The sequence below is a fragment of the Pseudoalteromonas sp. SR43-2 genome (assembly GCF_014163885.1).
In the GTDB taxonomy this organism is placed as follows: domain Bacteria; phylum Pseudomonadota; class Gammaproteobacteria; order Enterobacterales; family Alteromonadaceae; genus Pseudoalteromonas; species Pseudoalteromonas distincta.
On the sequence record NZ_JACJED010000004.1, the window covers coordinates 70164 to 90516 of the forward strand.

General features: G+C 38.8%; 19 protein-coding genes. 10 read left to right on the top strand and 9 right to left on the bottom strand.

Annotation, left to right across the window (positions count from 1 at the left end; genetic code table 11):
• The first annotated feature begins 33 nt into the window (after positions 1-33).
• From H5120_RS04555 to H5120_RS04565, 3 genes are all read left to right on the top strand, one after another.
• Positions 34-885, top strand: a complete 852-nt coding sequence (locus H5120_RS04555) for a carboxylate/amino acid/amine transporter (RefSeq protein WP_182673732.1) — start codon at positions 34-36, stop codon at positions 883-885.
• Between the two features lie 69 nt (positions 886-954).
• Positions 955-2280 (top strand): glycerophosphodiester phosphodiesterase family protein, encoded by a 1326-nt coding sequence (locus tag H5120_RS04560; protein WP_182673733.1) that lies wholly within the window; start codon positions 955-957, stop codon positions 2278-2280.
• Positions 2281-2361: 81 nt separating this feature from the next.
• Positions 2362-3096, top strand: a complete 735-nt coding sequence (locus H5120_RS04565) for a dienelactone hydrolase family protein (RefSeq protein WP_182673734.1) — start codon at positions 2362-2364, stop codon at positions 3094-3096.
• 19 nt (positions 3097-3115) lie between these two features.
• Here H5120_RS04565 and H5120_RS04570 read toward each other — a convergent pair whose 3' ends face one another.
• Positions 3116-4039, bottom strand: coding sequence for a LysR family transcriptional regulator (locus tag H5120_RS04570; RefSeq protein WP_182670863.1), 924 nt, complete (start codon positions 4037-4039; stop codon positions 3116-3118).
• A gap of 157 nt (positions 4040-4196) precedes the next feature.
• Between H5120_RS04570 and H5120_RS04575 the strand changes: the two genes are divergently transcribed.
• From H5120_RS04575 to H5120_RS04595, 5 genes are all read left to right on the top strand, one after another.
• On the top strand, positions 4197-4880 hold the full coding sequence (locus H5120_RS04575) for a type 1 glutamine amidotransferase domain-containing protein (RefSeq protein ID WP_024597040.1): 684 nt from the start codon (positions 4197-4199) through the stop codon (positions 4878-4880).
• Positions 4881-4996: 116 nt separating this feature from the next.
• Positions 4997-5578 (top strand): rhomboid family intramembrane serine protease, encoded by a 582-nt coding sequence (locus tag H5120_RS04580; protein ID WP_182670862.1) that lies wholly within the window; start codon positions 4997-4999, stop codon positions 5576-5578.
• An 87-nt stretch (positions 5579-5665) separates the two neighbouring features.
• Positions 5666-6511 (top strand): glutathione-dependent disulfide-bond oxidoreductase, encoded by an 846-nt coding sequence (gene yghU / locus H5120_RS04585; protein WP_138489477.1) that lies wholly within the window; start codon positions 5666-5668, stop codon positions 6509-6511.
• A 259-nt stretch (positions 6512-6770) separates the two neighbouring features.
• Complete coding sequence (locus H5120_RS04590; RefSeq protein ID WP_182673735.1) at positions 6771-8711, top strand: EAL domain-containing protein; 1941 nt, start codon at positions 6771-6773, stop codon at positions 8709-8711.
• A gap of 356 nt (positions 8712-9067) precedes the next feature.
• The gene (locus tag H5120_RS04595; RefSeq protein ID WP_182673736.1) at positions 9068-10447 is read left to right on the top strand and encodes a VCBS repeat-containing protein; all 1380 of its coding nucleotides are present in this window, start codon (positions 9068-9070) and stop codon (positions 10445-10447) included.
• Between the two features lie 89 nt (positions 10448-10536).
• On the opposite strand, the gene H5120_RS04600 is transcribed toward H5120_RS04595, so the two are convergent.
• Entirely contained in the window at positions 10537-10992 is a 456-nt protein-coding gene (locus H5120_RS04600) for a hypothetical protein (RefSeq protein ID WP_182673737.1), read from the bottom strand.
• Between the two features lie 12 nt (positions 10993-11004).
• Positions 11005-11280, bottom strand: coding sequence for an EF-hand domain-containing protein (locus H5120_RS04605; protein ID WP_182673738.1), 276 nt, complete (start codon positions 11278-11280; stop codon positions 11005-11007).
• Positions 11281-11581: 301 nt separating this feature from the next.
• Here H5120_RS04605 and H5120_RS04610 point away from each other — a divergent pair, with 301 nt between their 5' ends.
• On the top strand, positions 11582-12439 hold the full coding sequence (locus tag H5120_RS04610) for a PA4780 family RIO1-like protein kinase (protein WP_182673739.1): 858 nt from the start codon (positions 11582-11584) through the stop codon (positions 12437-12439).
• A 24-nt stretch (positions 12440-12463) separates the two neighbouring features.
• Here the strand turns inward: H5120_RS04610 and H5120_RS04615 are convergent, their stop codons facing one another.
• The 6 genes from H5120_RS04615 to fucP all read right to left on the bottom strand — a co-directional run bounded on the left by H5120_RS04615 (position 12464) and on the right by fucP (position 18897).
• Entirely contained in the window at positions 12464-13138 is a 675-nt protein-coding gene (locus H5120_RS04615; protein ID WP_182673740.1) for a response regulator, read from the bottom strand.
• Positions 13139-13177: 39 nt separating this feature from the next.
• Complete coding sequence (locus H5120_RS04620) at positions 13178-14623, bottom strand: ATP-binding protein (RefSeq protein ID WP_182673741.1); 1446 nt, start codon at positions 14621-14623, stop codon at positions 13178-13180.
• A complete protein-coding gene (locus H5120_RS04625; RefSeq protein WP_182673742.1) occupies positions 14623-15153 on the bottom strand; it encodes a hypothetical protein in 531 nt (176 codons plus the stop codon). The genes H5120_RS04620 and H5120_RS04625 overlap by 1 nt, the downstream gene beginning before the upstream one ends.
• Before the next feature lie 8 nt (positions 15154-15161).
• Positions 15162-16817, bottom strand: coding sequence for a YHYH protein (locus H5120_RS04630; protein ID WP_182673743.1), 1656 nt, complete (start codon positions 16815-16817; stop codon positions 15162-15164).
• A gap of 33 nt (positions 16818-16850) precedes the next feature.
• Positions 16851-17459, bottom strand: a complete 609-nt coding sequence (locus tag H5120_RS04635; protein ID WP_182673744.1) for a flavin reductase family protein — start codon at positions 17457-17459, stop codon at positions 16851-16853.
• A 130-nt stretch (positions 17460-17589) separates the two neighbouring features.
• The gene (gene fucP, locus H5120_RS04640; protein ID WP_029753314.1) at positions 17590-18897 is read right to left on the bottom strand and encodes an L-fucose:H+ symporter permease; all 1308 of its coding nucleotides are present in this window, start codon (positions 18895-18897) and stop codon (positions 17590-17592) included.
• Between the two features lie 286 nt (positions 18898-19183).
• Between fucP and H5120_RS04645 the strand changes: the two genes are divergently transcribed.
• The gene (locus H5120_RS04645; protein ID WP_220487047.1) at positions 19184-20341 is read left to right on the top strand and encodes an ROK family transcriptional regulator; all 1158 of its coding nucleotides are present in this window, start codon (positions 19184-19186) and stop codon (positions 20339-20341) included.
• The last annotated feature ends 12 nt before the right edge of the window (positions 20342-20353 follow it).

The window sequence follows — 20353 nt, forward strand, 5'->3', positions numbered from 1 at the left end:
ACTTAGCTCAATATTTATTAAAAGATGATGGTTATGCAGTACTTATTTGCAGTCACTTTGCTTTGGGCGTTTTCGTTTAGTTTAATTGGTGTGTATTTAGCAGGCCAAGTTGACGCTTGGTTTAGCGTATTAATACGCATAGCACTGGCAACACTGATTTTTTTACCTTTTTTAAAGCTCAAACAAACGCCTAAACCTTTAGCCTTAAAGCTTATGCTGATTGGCGCTATACAACTTGGTGTTATGTATAGCTTTTACTACCACTCATTTTTATTTTTAACCGTTCCCGAAGTTCTGCTATTTACTGTAATGACTCCTTTGTACATTACCCTGCTAAATGATGGATTGAACAGATGCTTTAACCCACGCTTTTTTTTAGTCGCACTTATTGCTGTAATCGGTGCAATTACTATTCGTTACGAAAACCTAAATAGCGACTTCATAATCGGCTTATTAATCGTTCAAGGGGCGAATATAAGTTTTGCTGTAGGCCAAGTTACCTACAAACGCTTAATGAATAACAATCAGCTTGATGACAAAGCCGTATTTGGATGGTTTTTTATAGGCGCACTTATTATTGCCACAATTTGCTATGCATTATTTGGTAACTCAAACAAATTACCAACCACTATCACACAGTGGGGCATACTAATTTATTTAGGGTTGGTTGCATCAGGACTTGGTTACTTTATGTGGAATAAAGGCGCAACCCTTGTCAACGTAGGTGCTTTGGCAGTTATGAATAACTTGCTTATTCCAGCTGGAATTATAATTAACGTGCTGATCTGGAACCGAGATGCCGATATAGTTCGGTTAAGTATTGGGGCTGCTATAATGTTAGGTGCATTATTGGTCAATCAAATGCTTAATAAAAAAGTAAATTAATAAGCTTGTAGCAAAATCGTCATTAATAATCATTAAGGTAGTACAAATTTTACTTTTTAAGGATAAACAATGAAACGTATTACCTTACTTACAAGCTGTATATTGTTAGCCACACTTGCTGGCTGCGACGACGATGTAGAAATAGTAGAAAAAGAAGTGGTTGTTACCAACACCGAAGTGGAAATTGTTGAAGTACCTACGCCCATTGTTGTAGAGGTTGCTGAAGGAGTAAATATTCAGCTAGGGACTCGCCCTGACTATTTAATTAACGATATGGCGCAAAGTACACTAAAAACAAAATTAGAGTCATGCAGCGAAGGTCCTTTTTACCGCACCGATTTTTCTATTGGTCATCGCGGTGCATCAATGCAATACCCAGAACACACTAAAGAAGCCTACATTGCGGCAGCGAGAATGGGCGCTGGCATTGTTGAATGCGATGTTACATTTACAAACGACAAAGAGCTTGTTTGTCGCCACTCTCAATGCGATTTACATACCACAACTAATATTTTAGCCATTCCAGAACTTGCAGCTAAATGCAGTGTGCCATTTACACCAGCCGACCCTGCTAATGGTATTGCCGCTTCTGCAAAATGTTGTACCAGCGATATAAGCTTAGCGGAGTTTTTAACCCTTGAAGGTAAAATGGATGGTGCAAACACTAATGCAACGACCGTTGCCGATTACATGGATGGCACACCAAGTTGGCGCACTGATTTATATGCCACCAACGGCACATTGATGACCCATAAACAAAGCATTGCACTGTTTAATGAGCTAGGTGTAAAAATGACACCAGAGCTAAAATCGCCACAAGTAAGTATGCCATTTGATGGAATGACACAAGAACAATATGCGCAAAAAATGCTAGACGAGTACACGCAAATGGGTGTGCCAGCCTCAAAAGTTTATCCGCAATCATTTAACCTTGAAGACGTAAAATACTGGATTAACAATAACCCTGACTTTGCAGATAAAAGCGTATACCTAGATGGACGTGACAGTGAAGCCGGATTTGATCCAAGTAACCCACAAACATGGCAACCGGATATGGATGAACTTGTTGCTGATGGGGTGAAAATTTTAGCTCCTCCAATTTGGATGATGCTAACAATAGATAACGAAAGCAATATTGTGCCATCGCAATACGCTATTGACGCAAAAGCAGCAGGTTTAAAGCTTATTGCATGGAGCCTTGAGCGCTCGGGCCCGCTTAATGAAGGTGGAGGTTATTACTATCAATCAATTGCTGATGTTATAGATAACGATGGCGACATGATGACAGTAGTCGACGTACTCGCAAAGGACGTGGGGGTAATGGGTATTTTTTCAGATTGGCCGGCTACGGTAAGTTACTACGCCAGCTGTAATAAAATGCCTGCAAGTATTTAAAAACTGACTACAAGAGTCGTTTATTTTATCGCGCTCAGTTACCATATCAGCATACATAATTTTATTTTACTGAGCGCTTTTATGATAATCCAACAACATAATGCTGACTTGCCAACACCGACAGGTTTAATGCGAACAACTGTATATCGCCCTCAAGCGCAAGGACAGTTTCCTGCTATCATTTTTTATTCTGAAATATTTCAGCAAACTGCACCTATTGCACGCAGCGCAGCTATTTTAGCAAGCCATGGTTTTGTGGTGTTAGTGCCTGAAGTATTTCATGAATTAAACCCTATAGGCACTGTGCTTGCTTATGATGATACAGGTAAAGACAAAGGCAATGCCGACAAATGGGCAAAGCCACTTGAGCACCACGACAGTGACACACAAACTATGATCGACTTCATTAGATTACAAAGCTATTGCACAGGCACCGTCGGCGCAATGGGCGTATGTATTGGCGGTCACTTAGCTTACAGAGCGGCACTAAACCCTGAAATTAATGCGGCTTTTTGTTTATACGCAACTGATATTCACAGCAATACGTTACCTGCGCAACCTGGAAATAACTCATTCGAGCGTATGGCTGATATACAAGGCGAAATTCACTTTATATGGGGTAAACAAGACCCGCATGTGCCACAGGAAGGCCGCGCTAAAATATACCAACAATGTGTAAGCACGGGCATCAATTACCAGTGGCAGGAAGTTAACGCACAGCATGCCTTTATGCGTGATGAAGGTGAGCGATACGATGCAGCCCTTGCGATAAATATGTATCAACAAGCGGTGGCATTATTTAGCCGAACTTTATAAATGCTGTAAAAACTACTCATTAAGTACTTTTCAGCATACCTAAAGCGGTATGCTGTTTTACAAAGTATGCTTTTAAGTAATCAATAAACAATCGTAGCTTTTTAGAGCCCGCAGCCCCTGGCGGAAATACCCCGTAAAGCTCAATATCTTTGCTTTTATAATCATCTAATATTATTTCAAGCAGTCCAGCTTGCACTTTTGGCCACGCATCGTAAAGCGGAATACGCCCAATACCATGCCCTGCTTCAACAAAAGCAGTACGAGCAGCGGCATTATTGGTGCTTAAGCCGCCTTGCATTGTAATATCGTGTTTTTTGCCATCTTTTTGAATTGTTAATGTTTTACTGCCCAATTGATAAACCACCCATTGGTGCTCTGCTAACTCTAAAGGCGTTTTAGGCTTACCAAAATGTGCAAAGTATTCCGGCGCGCCACAAATACAAGTGCTCATTGTAGTCAGCTTGGTTGCCTGCAAGTTGGAGTCACTCAGTGCCACGCCCCTAATTGCAAAATCGAACCCATTTTTAATAATATCAACCACATCGTCAGTAAGCTGTAAGTCTATCTGAATTTTAGGATATTGGCGCTTAAACGTATTTATTGCAGGCACAATTAACTGCATTCCCACATTTACTGGGCAACTAATTTTAAGTAAACCTTGTGGCTCGCTCTTTATATTTTCTATTTGCTGATTAGCCGCATTAGCTTGTTCGGTAATTATTCTACAACGCTCATAATAAGCAATGCCCGCTTCAGTGAGCGCCATGGTACGGGTTGAGCGATTTAGTAAAGTAACTTCAAGCTGCGTTTCTAATTTTTTTAAATGATAGCTTGCAACTGCTCGCGTAAGCCCTAGCTGTTTGGCAGCAGCGGTTAAGCTGCCCTGCTCTACAATTTGTGCAAATACAACCATGCTCTTTAACTGCTCAAACGACACTTTCATAAATGCTCCGTAGTGTGTTTTAAATTCAACCTTTTTATTGTATCAATAATTAAATCAATAAAGTTAAATTTATCATCGTTGTTTAAAGCAGTGTTAGTGCATATAGTAATTGGTAAGCAAGATAAACTAATTCAAATCATCAGAAGGAATATATTCAATGTCTAAAAAAGTACTTATGGTTCTTACATCTCACGCAGAACTTGGTAACACTGGCGAAAAAACAGGTTTTTGGGTAGAAGAATTTGCAGCCCCTTATTACGCCTTCGTTGATGCAGGCGTTGAAGTAACATTAGCGTCTCCAGCTGGCGGCCAACCACCCATTGATCCGACAAGTACACTTGCCGATTTTCAAACAGATGCAACTAAACGTTACGACGCAGACAGCGCGGCGCAAACATTAATGGCAAACACTAAAGTGTTGAGTGAAGTAAAATCTAGCGATTTTGACGCTGTATTTTACCCAGGCGGCCACGGCCCATTATGGGACTTGGTTGACAACACAGATTCAATCTCTCTTATCGAAAGCTTTGTAAAAGAGCAAAAACCTGTTGCTGCGGTATGTCATGCAAGTGCTGCATTTTTAAATGTTAAAGATGCCGATGGCAATGCACTAGTAGCGGGTAAAAAAGTAACTGGTTTTACTAACTCTGAAGAAGCTGCAGTGCAACTTACCGATATCGTGCCATTTTTAGTTGAAGACGAGCTAATCAAAAAAGGTGGCGATTATCAAAAAACTGACGACTGGGGTGTATTAGCACTAGAAGACGGTTTAGTAATTACCGGCCAAAACCCAGCAAGCTCTGAACTAGCTGCAAAAAAACTATTAACTAAATTAGGTTAATAGTGAGTAATAATTAAAATTAAGCACAGCATTTTATGCTGTGCTTTTTTAATTGCTTTTCATTAGCAAATACAATTCCTATACTGGCAACTCTTAAAGTCAATTAGGGCGATTATATGGCAACCAAGCCAACCACACTGTCATTACTAACTAGTACCCGTTTCGCAATATTTAGTATTGTTGTTATTTGCTTTGTACTACAAGTGATCAATAGTCTACCTGGCATAAACCTTAATGGTTTAGGCATATATCCACGCAGTATCCAAGGATTAATTGGCATACTATGCGCCCCTTTTTTACATGGTAGCTGGTGGCACTTTGCCAGTAACATGATCCCATTTGTAGTATTAAGTTGGCTAATTTGCCAGTACAGCGTAAAACGTTTTTATAACGTATTTATTTTTACCGCTCTAGTCGGTGGACTTTTAGTTTGGGCATTTGGGCGCAGTAACATACATGTTGGTTTAAGCGGTGTTATATATGGTTTATGGGGCTTTATTCTATGCTACGGCTTAGTAAGACGCTCATTAAAATCAATTATAATTGCAGTTGTAGTGGCTATACTCTATAGCGGTTTTATATGGGGTGTTTTACCTCAGCGCTATCAAGTATCGTTTGAAAGCCATTTATTTGGAGCGCTAAGCGGGTTGTTTTTAGGTTATAGATTAGCAAAAGCCGATAAATTAAAAGGTCGGTAAATTAAATATTTAGGGCCTTTAATTAATTTTTTATGGCCACATTTATGAGTAAGTATTAAACATTTCCATTTAACATTGAGGTTATTTATGAGTGATCAAAACGAATACACGCCACCAAAAGTATGGACGTGGGAAAGTGAAAGTGGCGGTAAATTTGCCAGCATTAACCGCCCAATTGCAGGCGCGACTCATGACAAAACTCTACCTATTGGCGAGCACGCATTTCAGCTTTATTCTCTTGCTACGCCAAATGGCCAAAAAGCTACAATCATGTTTGAAGAGCTTTTACAGCTTGGTTGCACCGATGCAGACTATGACGCATATTTAATAAACATAGGTGATGGCGATCAGTTTGGATCTGACTTTGTTGATATTAATCCAAACTCAAAAATCCCAGCGCTAATGGATCATTCAACCACTCCACCTACTCGCATCTTTGAATCAGGTTCTATTTTACAGTATTTGGCTGAAAAATTTGATGTACTCATCCCTAAAGATTTAAAAGCTAAAACAGAGTGTCGTAACTGGCTATTTTGGCAAATGGGTTCAGCGCCATACTTAGGTGGTGGTTTTGGTCACTTTTATAGCTACGCCCCAAGTAAAATGCAATACCCTATTGATCGTTTTACCATGGAAACTAAACGCCAACTTGACGTGTTAAATCGTCATTTAAGCGAAAATGAATACATGGCCGGTGATGAATACTCAATCGCCGATATTGCAATTTGGCCTTGGTATGGCTCGCTTGTTTTAGGCGACTTATACGATGCAGCTGAATTTTTAGATGTTGCCTCATACACTCATGTTGTTCGTTGGGCAAAACAAGTTGCTGATCGCCCTGCTGTAAAGCGCGGTCGTCGCGTAAATCGCACATGGGGCCCTGAAGAAGATCAAATGGCAGAGCGCCATAACGATAGTGATTTCGAAGGCTAAATCTACTAAACAGCAAGTAAAGTCGTTAACACTTTAACCTGCTTAATAATTTTAAGGCTCATAATAATTATTTATTATGAGCCTTTTTACTGTGCTAGCTTTTTTTTTTGCTTTCATAAACTATATTTATTCTTATACTCAGGATTAGAGCCTAACTAATCGATGTTTAATACGCTTTTGTTCATCTGAAATATTTGCTGTATTTCTTGAACGTTTCTCCATCGCTAGTTGGAGTGACTTTTGTATAAGGTTTTACTTAGTGCCATATAAAAATCTAAATAGTGAAGAACGCAGAGAAACCGTTAAAATTTTATACTCTAATGCCATCTCTGGCATTGCCATTTCGACTGTAGTCAGTTTTATATTAGTGTTTGCTTTTGATTTAAATAACCAGAAAATATCCTACGAAAAAAGTATTTGGCTAAGCATTATGGTTGTCTTATTAGCAGCTCGCGCTATTGATGTAATATGGTTTTATAAAACCAAAAAGGATAGCCCGCTATTTAATGCTGACACATATTCAAAAAGATTTTCAACGGGGTGTATTTTAACTGCGCTATCGTGGTGTGGGTATGCACTTTGGTTTCATAGCACCTCATCAGCAATAGAGACGACAACCACGATTGCTATTTTATCTGCCTTTGCAGGAGGCTCTGCAAATCTGCTTTCAGGAAGTCGAGTAACCGCTGTACTCTATAGCATTATTTTACTGGCGCCCTACTCTTTTTTATTAACCTTTTCTAACGAAAACTACAACTCTGTCCTCGGTATTTTAGGCCTAGCATTTACTGCTATTATGGTGGCTTCATCGTACAAATCAGCCACATTTACACACAGCGCAATCAAGCTCAAAAACCAAAACAGAGAGCTGCTTAATGAAATGGAAAACAAGGTTGAGCAACGCACAGAAGAAATCTACCGTTTATCGAATACCGATCCACTTACAAATCTATTAAACCGAACCGCATTTTTAAAAAATGCAAACAGACAACTAGCAGACAACCCTCAAGAACCCTTTGCTTTATTATTCGTAGATTTAGATGGGTTTAAACAAATAAATGATTCGTTGGGTCATAAAGTAGGCGATAAAGTATTAAAAGAAATAGCACGAAGAATTAGTAATGTATGCAATCAACAGCTATTTAAATGCCGATGGGGCGGGGATGAGTTTTTAATTTTAGCAACGTATCAAAAACAAGCTGAGCTTATCGAGTTTGCAGATAAAGTACTTCAAAGCATTGGTGCCGAGCATGAAACATATAAATATCAAAAATGGGTATCTGCAACTATTGGTATTGCCATGTATCCTGAGCACGGGAGTGATTTTAATACTTTAATTCGCTCTGCTGATACTGCAATGTATCACCAAAAACGCATGGCGAAAGGTAATATCAATATTTATAACGATTCACTCAAATTAATACAAGAAAGGGAGTATCTTTTGAGTCAACGCTTAGCCAGTGCTATAGAAGAAAATAGTTTAAGGCTAGTATTTCAACCAATTGTTGATAGCAAAACCTCAAAAGTAACCTCTTTTGAATCATTATTACGCTGGCAACTAGATGGTGAAAATATTTTTCCTGATGAATTTATAGCTATTGCCGAGCAATACGGTTTAATAACCGAGTTAGGTATTTGGGTAATAGAACAGGCATGTATACAAGCAACAAAATTAAGTCACTTACAACCACAAATTGCTATAAGCGTAAACGTATCGGTTATTCAGCTACAAGATCCTGATTTTGTATCTAAGGTATTAAAAATAGTAAATCGCCACCAGGTAGAACCTAAAAACCTACACATAGAAATTACTGAGTCAGTATTTGCCGAGGATAAACTCACATTTTTGACAGCAGTTAAAGCACTACAAAAACAAGGCTTTTGTATTTCAATTGATGATTTTGGTACAGGCTACTCATCACTATCAAGCATGCTTGATATTGGTGTAGATATAGTAAAAATAGACAGAAGCTTTATTCAAAATATGGATAAAAGAGGGTTAAGTATTATTCATGCAATTGTACAAATGGCCTCTACTTTAGATTTTACTGTTGTTGCAGAAGGCGTTGAAACTATTGAGCAAGCAAACACACTCACTAAAATTGGTGTATCTCACCTACAAGGTTATTACTTTTCAAAACCGATGGAAGTAGATTCTGTAGACGCTTATCTGCACGGGCAAAATAAGCTGTGTAGTTAACCCCCTCCTTCTAAAAGCGCTTAGCTACCATACTAGTTTTGCGCTACCTTTTTTATTAGGGCTTGCTTATCTTTGCAGGTGATTGACTCTTTGTTACTAGGTTACAAACCTCGCGCCGCGATTAAATCGTCCTTAGATTGAACAAGTTTCAATCCTTAAAGGTCAACAGTCCCTTCCTAAAACATAATCTTACAATTGCTTACACCCAGTAAATAGTAATTAGCGTAGGCTAAATATAATCCAACTTACATGTGTATAAAAAGCCCCAGCGCTGGATAGTAGGCAAAATTATGCGCTGACGCTGCTTAAATAATAAAAACTTTAACGATACAACTAAATATAAAAAAGGAATTTGCATGATAAAACCACTTTGCTATTCACTCATCACTTTACTTACCCCCATAAGCGTTATAGCTCAAACAATGGCAATAAAAACAACGGATGAATTAGTATCAACCGATTCAGAGATTTTATTTGCATATAATAAAGAATCAAAACAATTAGAAGCCATCAATTTACTTACATCACTTAGTAGTGAACTTGCTTTACCAAAAAACGCCATCGGGTTTGATGTGGCAACACTTGCTAACATCACCGATAAACAAGCACTCGTACTAACAAGTGATGGCGTATATAAAGCCCAAACAGGTAAACCAACATTGTTGTTTAATTATGAGTCGGTTCTTAATCAATTAAAAATAGATAAATTTGAAAAAGTAGACTTTGTTTTCGATGCTAACAATGACGGTCTAAGCGATATTTTTATCCCTGGGTTAGCAAGCAGTACTTTATACATTCAAAATAAAGATGGCAGCTTTAAGCCTAACAAATTTAAACAAACGCCTAAGTATGAAGGCCGCTTTTCAGGAAAAGGGCTTTCTCTAGAAGTTAATATTAACAATAAACCTGTGGTTATCGATTTTAACCACGACGGATTAAACGACCTGGTTTTTTCAAATGACTTTGGAGCAGATGTACTACTTGCTAATTCAGAGGGCTTTGAGCAAAAGCTCACCTCAATTGATTTTAACATTGAGCTAGGCGAGCTAAGCAATGGCGAGACTCGTAAAATAAAGCAAATTATTGATATTAATAACGACGGATTCCTAGATTTTACAACTAGACAGTTTAAACCTACGCAAGGTATGGACTCGTTAGATATAAAAATAGCACATACTTTGTACCTAGGGAGTGCTAAAGGCTTTAGTAATACGCCCATTACCTTATTTGAAACACAGGGCCCTAGTGAGTTATTGCTCAAAACTGATTTTAATAATGATGGCTTAATTGATTTACAAAAAATGGACTTAGATATTGGCTTAGGTACTATCGCATCTATGGCATTAGGCGGTGGCAGTACTGATGTAGATGTAGAAATGAATCTTTATAAGCAGCAACCCGACGGCTCATTTGCCAATAAATCGAGTATTAAGCTTGATTTAGAAATGGAAGTGGGGATGAATGGCGATGAATCAGAACCGGCTCTCTATTTAGGTGATATTAACGGCGATAGCTATATTGATGCGGTATACAAATACAGTAAAAAAACGCTGTATATTTATTATGGAGAGCAAGACTCACTGCTAAATGATAAACGCAAAAAATTAAAGCTAACGCTGCCTAAAAATAATAAAGATATTCTTCTAGTAGATATAAACCAAGACGGTAAAAAAGATTTTGTATTTAAATTTACCGAAGAAGATGGCACCAGTAAAATAGAAACACGGTTAAATTAAGCCAATAAAAAAAGCCCAACAGAATTAACCGTTGGGCTTTGGACTTAAGACTTTCGAGTAACAGTCAGCTTTACTCTAAGTTATAACACCTAAGCAGTTACATTTAGCAGTGAATCGCCTTCACTTAAACCAAACTTCTCTTGCACTGATGCAAGGATTGATTCTTTATCTTCATCAGACAACTGGTTTGAATACTCAGTTAAGAGCTCATCTAAGTAGCTCACTACCTCGTCTGTATCGACTGACTCTAATGAGTTTTGTGGCGGTGGCGGCGGTCTTTGACCCTCTGCTCTTCCTGCATCACCAATGCTTTTAGCATCAAACTCGAGTTCGCCCATTAAATCAGCAAGCTCTTTTGTTGGTTCAATACCTTGTTCTTTAAATGCCGCTTGAATACTTTGCGCATCGTCGCTAGTTAAGTTTTCTGCATCAAACTGTGCAAGCGTTTCTTTAACAAAATCACTTTGCTCTGTTGTTAATTTTGCGGTTTGACTACTTTGTTGCGGCACAAAACTCGCAGAGCTGCTGCCAATATTATTAATCATTTTAGTATCCTTTCAACGTTCACGGCGAGGTGGCTTATGATCGCTAAGCTCTTGTTCAGTAATTTCGCCATTACCATCGGCATCTATAGAATCAAAAATTGTTAGTGCATCACCGTGCGGCGGTTTTTTAGCACTAAACTCTTCAAAGCTAATTACGCCATCACCATCAGTATCAATAGTTGAAAAGTCAGGTTTTTCAGGAGGATTGTCACCGCCTCGAGCAGCTACATTAGCTGAAAAAGCAATAGATAATATTGCCACAGTGGCAAGAGTTGAAAAATGCTTCATAGTAATAACCTCGTATTTAAGAATTAAACTAAGCTTACGCTTTAAAAACGCAAACAATGTGCAAATAATGAGGAAGTAATAAATTATTTTAATAAAAACTGATGCTCCAAAAAAAGTTCTGGTTGATTGCTTTGCAATCAATATATAAGCTAATAAAATAATACGATTAATTACTCTCTGGCAGTAGTGTTACTGCCCTTAATTCTCAAAGCTGATATACTGCTTGAGCCAATTAAACAAACAAATACAGAGCACTTTCATAAATAATGATTAATAACCAACCCTACTTAGCAGGCAATCTGTGAAAATACCTAAACGCCTACAACCTCTTGTTGATGATGGCCTTATTGACGAAGTAATAAGCCGACTAATGAGCGGTAAAGAAGCCGATGTATTTATTGTGCGTTGTGGTGAACATATTCGCTGTGCGAAAGTGTATAAAGATGCGGTTAAACGTAGTTTTAAAAAAGCGGCACAATATCAAGAAGGCCGAAAAGTACGTGGTGGGCGCCAAGCGCGTGCTATGGGTAAACGTTCGAGCTATGGCCGCCAATTAGAAGAAGAAATTTGGCAAAATGCCGAAGTTGATGCGTTATCTCGTTTAGCTAGCGTGGGTGTACGTGTTCCTGATACTTACTTTTGTATTGATGGCGTGCTGCTTATGGAGCTCGTCTCTGATAAAGATGGTAACGTGGCCCCTCAACTAGGACATGTCGTTTTTAGTGAAGAGCAAGCGATTGAGCAGTATAAACTCATGATACATTACATTAAGCTTATGCTTTGCGCTGGTATAATACACGGTGATTTATCTGAGTTTAATGTACTTGTAGATAATAACGGCCCTGTTATTATAGATTTACCGCAAGCCGTTAACGCTTCAGCAAATAACAGTGCACAAGCTATGTTTGCACGCGATGTAAATAACATACGCCGCTACTATGGTGAATTTGCGCCAAGCATACTAAAAACTCAATACGCTAAAGAAATGTGGGCACTATTTGAAGAGGCCAATTTAACGCCTAATTCAACGCTTACAGGTGAATTTGAAGACAGCGACGAACTTGCTGATGTAGATTCTATTCTTGATGAAATCCAAGCAGCAGAATACGAAGAGTTTGACCGTTTAGAGCGAATTAAAAATGCTGACGACGATGAGTAACTCATCGTCATAGCTCATTCCACCTTACTGTGGATGCACAAACCGGTAGCCAACCCCATAAACAGACTGAATAACACTTTCAGTTTGTGTCACTTCATCTAGTTTTTTACGCAACTTTTTAATATGGCTATCAATAGTACGATGGCTCACAATACGCTGATCGGCGTACATAGTGTCCATTAAGCTATCGCGCGAATAAATACGATTTGGGTTATTAAACAAAGGTTTAAATAGCTGAAATTCAAAGTTCGTCAATTCTATACTGTTTGATTTATATTTTACGCTATAGCTGCTTTCGTCAAGCTTCATTGTTGACTCTGTAACGTCACTTGCGTTATTTAATCGCCTTAAAATAGCTTTTACGCGTGCCACCAGCTCAGCATAACTAAACGGCTTACAAATATAATCATCTGCACCTAATTCAAGCCCAAGCAGCCTATCTATTTCTTCTACTTTTGCCGATACCATAATAATAGGCACGTTTGAAAAGCGCCTAATTGCTTTACACAGTTCAATACCACTTTGGCCTGGTAACATTATGTCTAGCAAAATCACACTCGGCCTGTTAATTTCAAGCCAAGGTAATACTTCATCCCCGTGATGTATTTGATGAGTAATAAAGTGATGGCTACTTAAAAAGTCACTCATTAAGTTAGCTAGCTTTACTTCATCTTCCACAATCAGTATTTGTTCACTCATAGGCATCTCTGTAGGTAACCTCAACTTTATTTTTATAAACTAAATAGTTGGCAATCTAATAATAATAGCAAGGCCGCCTAAGCTGGCTTTTTCTGCAGCTATTTCACCTTTATGACCTTTAACTATATGCTGGCAAATAGATAAACCTAAGCCCGAACCGCCCTCTTGGCGATTACGCGAACTATCTACTCGATATAAATACTCAAACAAATGCGATAAATGCGACTGCTCTACACCTACACCATTATCTTCAATTATAAGCTCTAAATAAGTTTGCCCTTTAATACTTATATTTTTAGCTGTTAATGAAATAGTTGTACATTGTGCATAGTGTACGGCGTTCATTAAAATATTATCGAGTAGCTGCAAAAGGCGTGTTTTATCTGCTTGTACAGTTATGTATTTAGCGCTATTTAGCAGGTATATTTTTATATTATGTTGTTCAAGCAAAACCTGATATTTTTGCTCAATAGTATTTAATAATAACGCCATATCAGTAGGTTGCATTGTGTAGTGCATACCTCCTAACTCTGCGCTATTGAGCATATGCAAGTCGTCTATTAAGCGTTTTAAATGCAGGGCTTCATCGTTAGCCGAGCTTATATTTTTTGCGTTCGGTTCTCGTATACCAAGTAGCATAGCTTCAAGTTCACCGAGTAAAATGCTCATTGGCGTCCTAAGCTCATGAGAAATATTAGCAAGCCAACGCTTACGTACTTGCTCATCTTTAGCGAGTGTAAATGCAAGCGTATTAAAATCTTCGCTTAATTGGCCCAACTCATCTTTTCGTTCAAGCGTAAGTTTGGTCTCGTAATTACCTTGCGTTAAGCGATGCATACCGTTAGCAATTTGCTTTACTGGGCTTACTAAGTGGCGAGACAATAAAAAGGTAACTAGCAATGTTAGCAATACCGCAGCTAAAGCAATAAACCATAAGTAGTTAGTTTGCTGCTGTAAAAAATCAAGCTCATAACCATCAACCAAGCTATCTCTTTTAGAAACTGCTAAGTAACCCACTACTTTATCGCTAACAATAATTGGGGTTGTTATATATTTTAAATCGCTAAGGTATTTACCCACTACTCGCTGCTTATTTTCGTCAAGCAAAGCGTAGTGAGCAATATTTTCAGGTGGTAGGCGGCGCTCTCCCCCTAAACGAATATGATCGGGTGGCGGCCGTCGCATCATTCCCCCTCTGGGGCCTGGACCTTCTGGTGGCCTAGGTAAAAACTGGCTATTTTCTAGCTGCGATTCAATAAGTTTTCTAAAATTTTCGCCATTGCCGACAACACGTTCCCATGAGGGGTTTTGTTCGTATTGCTTTGCAAGTTGCACAACAAGTGGTTCAAGCGCTTTTACTTCTTTTGCATTAACAAAATCAATTACGCCTTGCCCTATACTCCATTGTATAAGTACTACTAGCCCTGCAATAACACTAAAGGTAAAACTAAATAGTATTAAAAAAAGTTTATTATGAATTTTCATTAATTCGTGTTTTCAACCTTGCTAGGAAAGCTTTCAAATCGGTATGTTATAAACTCTTTGGTTTGATCGTTAACATACAGCGTAGCAACTATTTTTTTGCCCTGAGCGGTCCAATACATATGACCATGATTATTTAAAGTAACCGATACGGTATTTATACCAGTTTTAAATAAGTTAGCAGGTAAATGCAACGCTTGTCCGTAAATTCGCTGTATTTTAACCCCATTAATGTATAAATGAGCATGACCTTGTAAAAAACCGGTGTCTTGGTTTGTTGTCACGCCCATCATTTGTTGCATGTTCATCGTGCCCTCTGGCGGCACAGACAAATCATAACGCTGTGTATCTAAAATTAAGTTATAACCCGACATACTATCTTTTAATAACTTAAGGCTTAATGCCGGGACTGGCATATCATTTGGCACTGCTATGGGCATATGGCTATGATCCATCATTTCCTGCTGCGCAAAGAGCTTAAAGCTCAATAGCGCAGCAGTAGTTAGGATCAATGCGTATTTAAAATAACGCATAGTTACTCCTACATTCCCGGTGGTGGACCCATTGTTTCGCCCGTATCACAGCGACCAATTGAATTATCGGCTAATTGACCTTTAAAACGAGGCCCTATTTGATAAGGAAAAGAAGGCTGTAATTTACCATCGCTGTCTAACGTTAGTGTTATATGGTAGTGATAACCCTTGCCATCGTTAGTATCGTGGCCGTTATGCTCATCTAATTGAGCACCGGTTACTGTTTTTTGTGCGTAGTAATAATCTTCAAAGTAGTAACCATCGTCGGCATTTAATGTATTACCAGAGAGCGTCGTTACTTCTGCACCAATAGCAGGACCTGCATCACTTGTTTGTGTGCCTTGGCTAACATCGTATTGATCAACTAAGGTACAGCTTCGTTCGCCCTCAGTACCACAACCACCTTCACTTTCTGATGCGCCATAATCACGCATTTCCCAGCCACTTAATGCTAGTTGTCCGTTACTTTCATAAGGACCATAAAGCGGATAGCCATCAGCTGCAAACCCATAAATAGGTGAATGCGCATCGCCATCATCTTCAAGTAAATCAGCTAAGCAACTAGTGTAAAAATGGTGATGATATTCACCGTTAGCAGCATGTCCGCCGCACACATCAACATCGTATTGCTCAGCAATGGGCGCTAATGTATACCAAATATTATTACCGTAGCTCATACCATCGCCCCAGTTAAATATACTGGTGCCATTAACCATTAAACCAACTGTACCTAAACCTGTTTCACAAGTTTCAGTGTCAGATAAATCGGTAGGTGTTATAGGAAAATACGCTTCAACTGTTTGTTCTGTCGGGCAACCTGGTCCTGGAGGCCAATAACCTGCACCGCCTGTGTCATCGCAGTTTTCAGTGCTGCTGTTATAGCCAATATCTTCACCAAAAGAAATGGTTTGCCCTACTGCTGCAGAAGTTACACCGTTATAAAAATCGGTAGCTGCACGCGGGCGGTTATTTAACGCGTCTACTTGGTCTTGTGTAAGCGTTACATCATATTTAGGAATGTCAGTAGTTTGCACGTACATGTATTCAACGTCAGCATTTTCCTCAGTAACGCTAACAACCTCAACCGATTGAACATCTTCAACCACTGCACCATTATTTTGTATGTATGTAGAAGTTGTATCGTTGTTAATTAACCAGCTGGTAAGTTTTGCACTATTATCAACTGTATCTGAGTCTGATGAAGCAATCACATTAACTATAACTGTATCTACAACGACATCGTTTGTGCCGTCATCTGCACTAATTTCAAACACAAGTGCTTCATCGGTTAATACCTCTGGAGCAACAAACTCTGTAGACGTTGCAGTACTTGAAGATAAACTAACGGTAGTGCCTGATGTTTGCGACCAACTAACCGATACTTCACCGTCATCTTCAACCGCTGAACTTAAATAAACTGTATCGCCCGCATTAACAGTTTGGTCAATACCAGCATCAACCGTTGGAGCACTATTACTGACTGTATCGCCGTCTGTTGCAGTACTTGTTGAATCACTATTACATGCACTTAAAGCGATGCAAAGCGCGCTTAACGCAAATAACTTAGTTACATTAACGGCTTTTGTTTTAAGAAGTGTTTTCAATGCTTGAACCTTTACTTTAACGTTTAATAAAACAAAGTTAACAAGTAAAAGTGCAAACAATGTGCACAAACAAAGGAAGAATTTATATTAAAATTACAACTGTGGCCTTTTAAGCAAAAACTTATCTTTGGTTGTACTAAAGTAATCGCCGCCCATTTTGCCCACTGCATTTAATAATTCAGGGTCAATATAGCCACCACTCATCACTTCATCGTCTATACAAATACCCACTACATCCAGCAACATCATTTTTCCACCGCCAGGCTCATTTGAAATACTAATAACTTCGCGTAACTTACATTCAAACCGTACTTTTGAATCGGCAACGCTTGGCGCGTTAACTAACTTACTTGGAGCTTGGGCAATGTTAGCTGCATCAAACTCGCTTATATCACTAGGATAATTTGCACAACTTTGGTTCATTTTTTCAACTAGCTCTTGGCTGACAATATTAACCACACATTCTTTAGTTGCCATTAGATTACTGAGCGTATCTTTATTCGTTTTATCACTAGGGTTTACTTGCGTAACACTTAAAACAGCTGGCTTGCAACTAGCCACAGTAAAAAATGAATAAGGCGCAATATTTGCACTACCTTCGCTATTTAATGTACTTATCCATGCGATAGGCCTAGGGCTGATACCGCCTACTAAGTAAGAGTAAACATTTTGGCTGGTATTTTCGGTGAGATCTAAAAACATATTTTTCAACTAAATAAGAATATCAACATGCCTAATATCTTAATCTGATGAAGGTTGGGGTTAAAGAAGATTTACAAATGAGAAAAGTTAAAAAGTAAAACCGAGCCTTCAGGCTCGGTTTCCAATCCATTTAGCAAGGCGCTACATTATTGAATACTCTGACTTTTGTTTTTAAATCAAATGCAGCATAAGCTGCAACAATAATAAAACACCCCGCAGGCACAACATAAGAAAACGCGACACTGTATGTATCAATAAACACAGCTTGGAATACAGGAACTATCGCTCCACCTAAAATAGCCATTACTAAACCAGCAGCACCTAGTTTTGCATCATCGCCTAACCCATGTAGTGAAATCGCGTAAATAGTTGGAAACATTAATGATAAGCAAGCCGATATACTTACCAGCGCCCATACGCCACTTATATTTGGCATTTTCACCATATAAAAACACAGCAGCATTGCAATAATAGAGGTTGCCATTAACAGTTTGGCAGGACGAATAAATCCCATAAGCCAGGTCATTACAAATCGAGAAACTAAAAAGGTGATCATACTGTATTGTAAAATACTTCCCCCGGTAACTTCATTTGTATCGAGTGCCTCCATTACGTACTGGATGGTAAATGTCCATACACAAGTTTGCGCCGCAACATTAAAAAACTGGGCGATAACACCAAAGCGGTAATGGGTATTTTTAAACAAGCGCTTAAACGTTGCACTAAATTCTACATGCTTAGAGACTTTTTTTTGCTTACAAAAATTAGGTGTTTTAGTAAACGCAATTGCCAACCAAATAAAAACCAACACACAAGCCATACCAACATAAGGCACCATAACTGCATCAAGTTCTGCGCTTATAATGCTAGTTAATTGCTCACTATTCATATTTGTGCGCTCACCAGAGGTTGCAGTATTGAGCTTTGGTAAAATAAGGGTAGCGGCTAAAAAAACACCAATGTTAGTACCGACAGGGTTAAATGATTGCGCCAAATTCAACCTGCGAGTTGCACCTTGTTGGGTGCCCATTCCCATTACATAAGGGTTTGCTGATGTCTCTAAAATAGATAAGCCTCCAGCTAACACAAACAAAGCCACTAAAAAAAAACCATAAGTCATTGCTTGGCTGGCGGGATAAAACAAAAATGCTCCGATTGCAGCCATCCCTAAACCGGTTAACACACCTGTTTTATACGAAAAGCGTTTATTGATATATGCCGCCGGAATAGCTAAGCAAAAGTAAGCTCCATAGTAGCTAAATTGTACCAATGCAGACTGCACTGACGACATAGTAAAAATTTTACTAAACACTTTTACTAGCGGATCAGTCATGTTTGCCGCAGCTCCCCATGCAGCAAAGCACAGAACAAGTAAAATAAAGGGAACCACCATCTCCTTGGAGACAAGAGGTGTTTGTGTGTGTGTGTGTGTGGTCATTGCCGTGTCTCAGTTGTTAATGTTAAGTAAAGCATTTAACCAGTTAAATATCATTCCGTCAATAAATCAACTATAGTTATTTATTAACCTCCTGTGACTTATTTATACTCTGTCGTAAATTTAATAATAAGAAATGAACCCGGCAATAAAGCTAATATAGTCGCCAATTACACACACTCGGTGTACAATTAATCAGGTTATTCAAGATAATAACAACTAGGTAGGAATAATTATCAAATCTAAAAACCCTCGACTCTCTTTACAAGAAGGCCGAAGCCAATCTGGCCTGCGTGCTCATAATGAACGCCGAATTATGTCATTAATTCGCCAACACGGTAGTGCTCCAAAAGCTGAAATTGCACAAAAAACAGGGCTTTCAGCACAGGCCGTCACAGTAATTATCAATAGTTTAGAAGCCGAATCGTTATTAATACGGAAAGACCCTCAGCGTGGCAAGGTTGGCCAACCAACCATCCCATTTGCGTTAAATCCAGATGGTGCATTTGGAATTGGCTTAAAAGTAGGTCGTCGCAGTTTTGATTTAACCTTGATTGACTTAGTAGGAAATATACGCGCAACTTTGCACGAAAACTGCGCTTACCCCACAGTACAGAGCTTGCTAACCTTTTTAGAGAAAGGGATCAGCGTACTTAAAATGAGCTTAAGTGACGAATTAGCCAAGCGTATCTTAGGTGTGGGTGTTGCAACCCCTTACGAAATTTGGAACTGGACAGAAGAAGCCGGCGCTCCAAAAGCAGTATTGAATGAATGGAAGTCTTTTGATTTTAAAGAAAAAATAAATCAAATTGTACACCTTCCCGTGTATGTATGTAATGATGATACCGCGGCTTGTTCAGCTGAATTAAGCTTTGGTAATCCTGCTCGTTTTAGCGATTTTTTATATATTTTTATTGGTACTTTTATTGGTGGTGGAGTTGTTATAAACGAAACCTTATTTACCGGTAAAAAAGGTAATGCCGGCGCTATAGGCTCATTACCTAGGCCTATGCTTAATAGTGAAGGTCAACTAACCTCCCAACAACTTATTATGCAATCATCACTGTATATTCTCGAAAAAATGCTCAAAGGTGATGGCTACAATACTGACATACTGTGGAGTTCAAAAGAGTATTGGGGAGACTTAGGCCCCGTACTCGATAAGTGGATAGACCAAGTTGCAGATGGTCTCGCCTACGCGGCATTGTGTTCTTTAGCTATTTTTGATTTTGAGGCGATTGTCATTGATGGCGCCATTCCTATCAATGTCAGAGAAAAAATAGTTTTGGCAACAAAGTTAAAATTGAGCCAGGCTGATCATCGCGGTATTAATCGCTGTGAAGTACAAAGTGGCTCTATTGGCGCCAAGGCTCAATCAGTAGGCTGCGCTAACCTTCCGTTACTTATCAACTTTTCTCAAGATCACGCAAGCCTTTCACACCACTAATATACTTTAAAG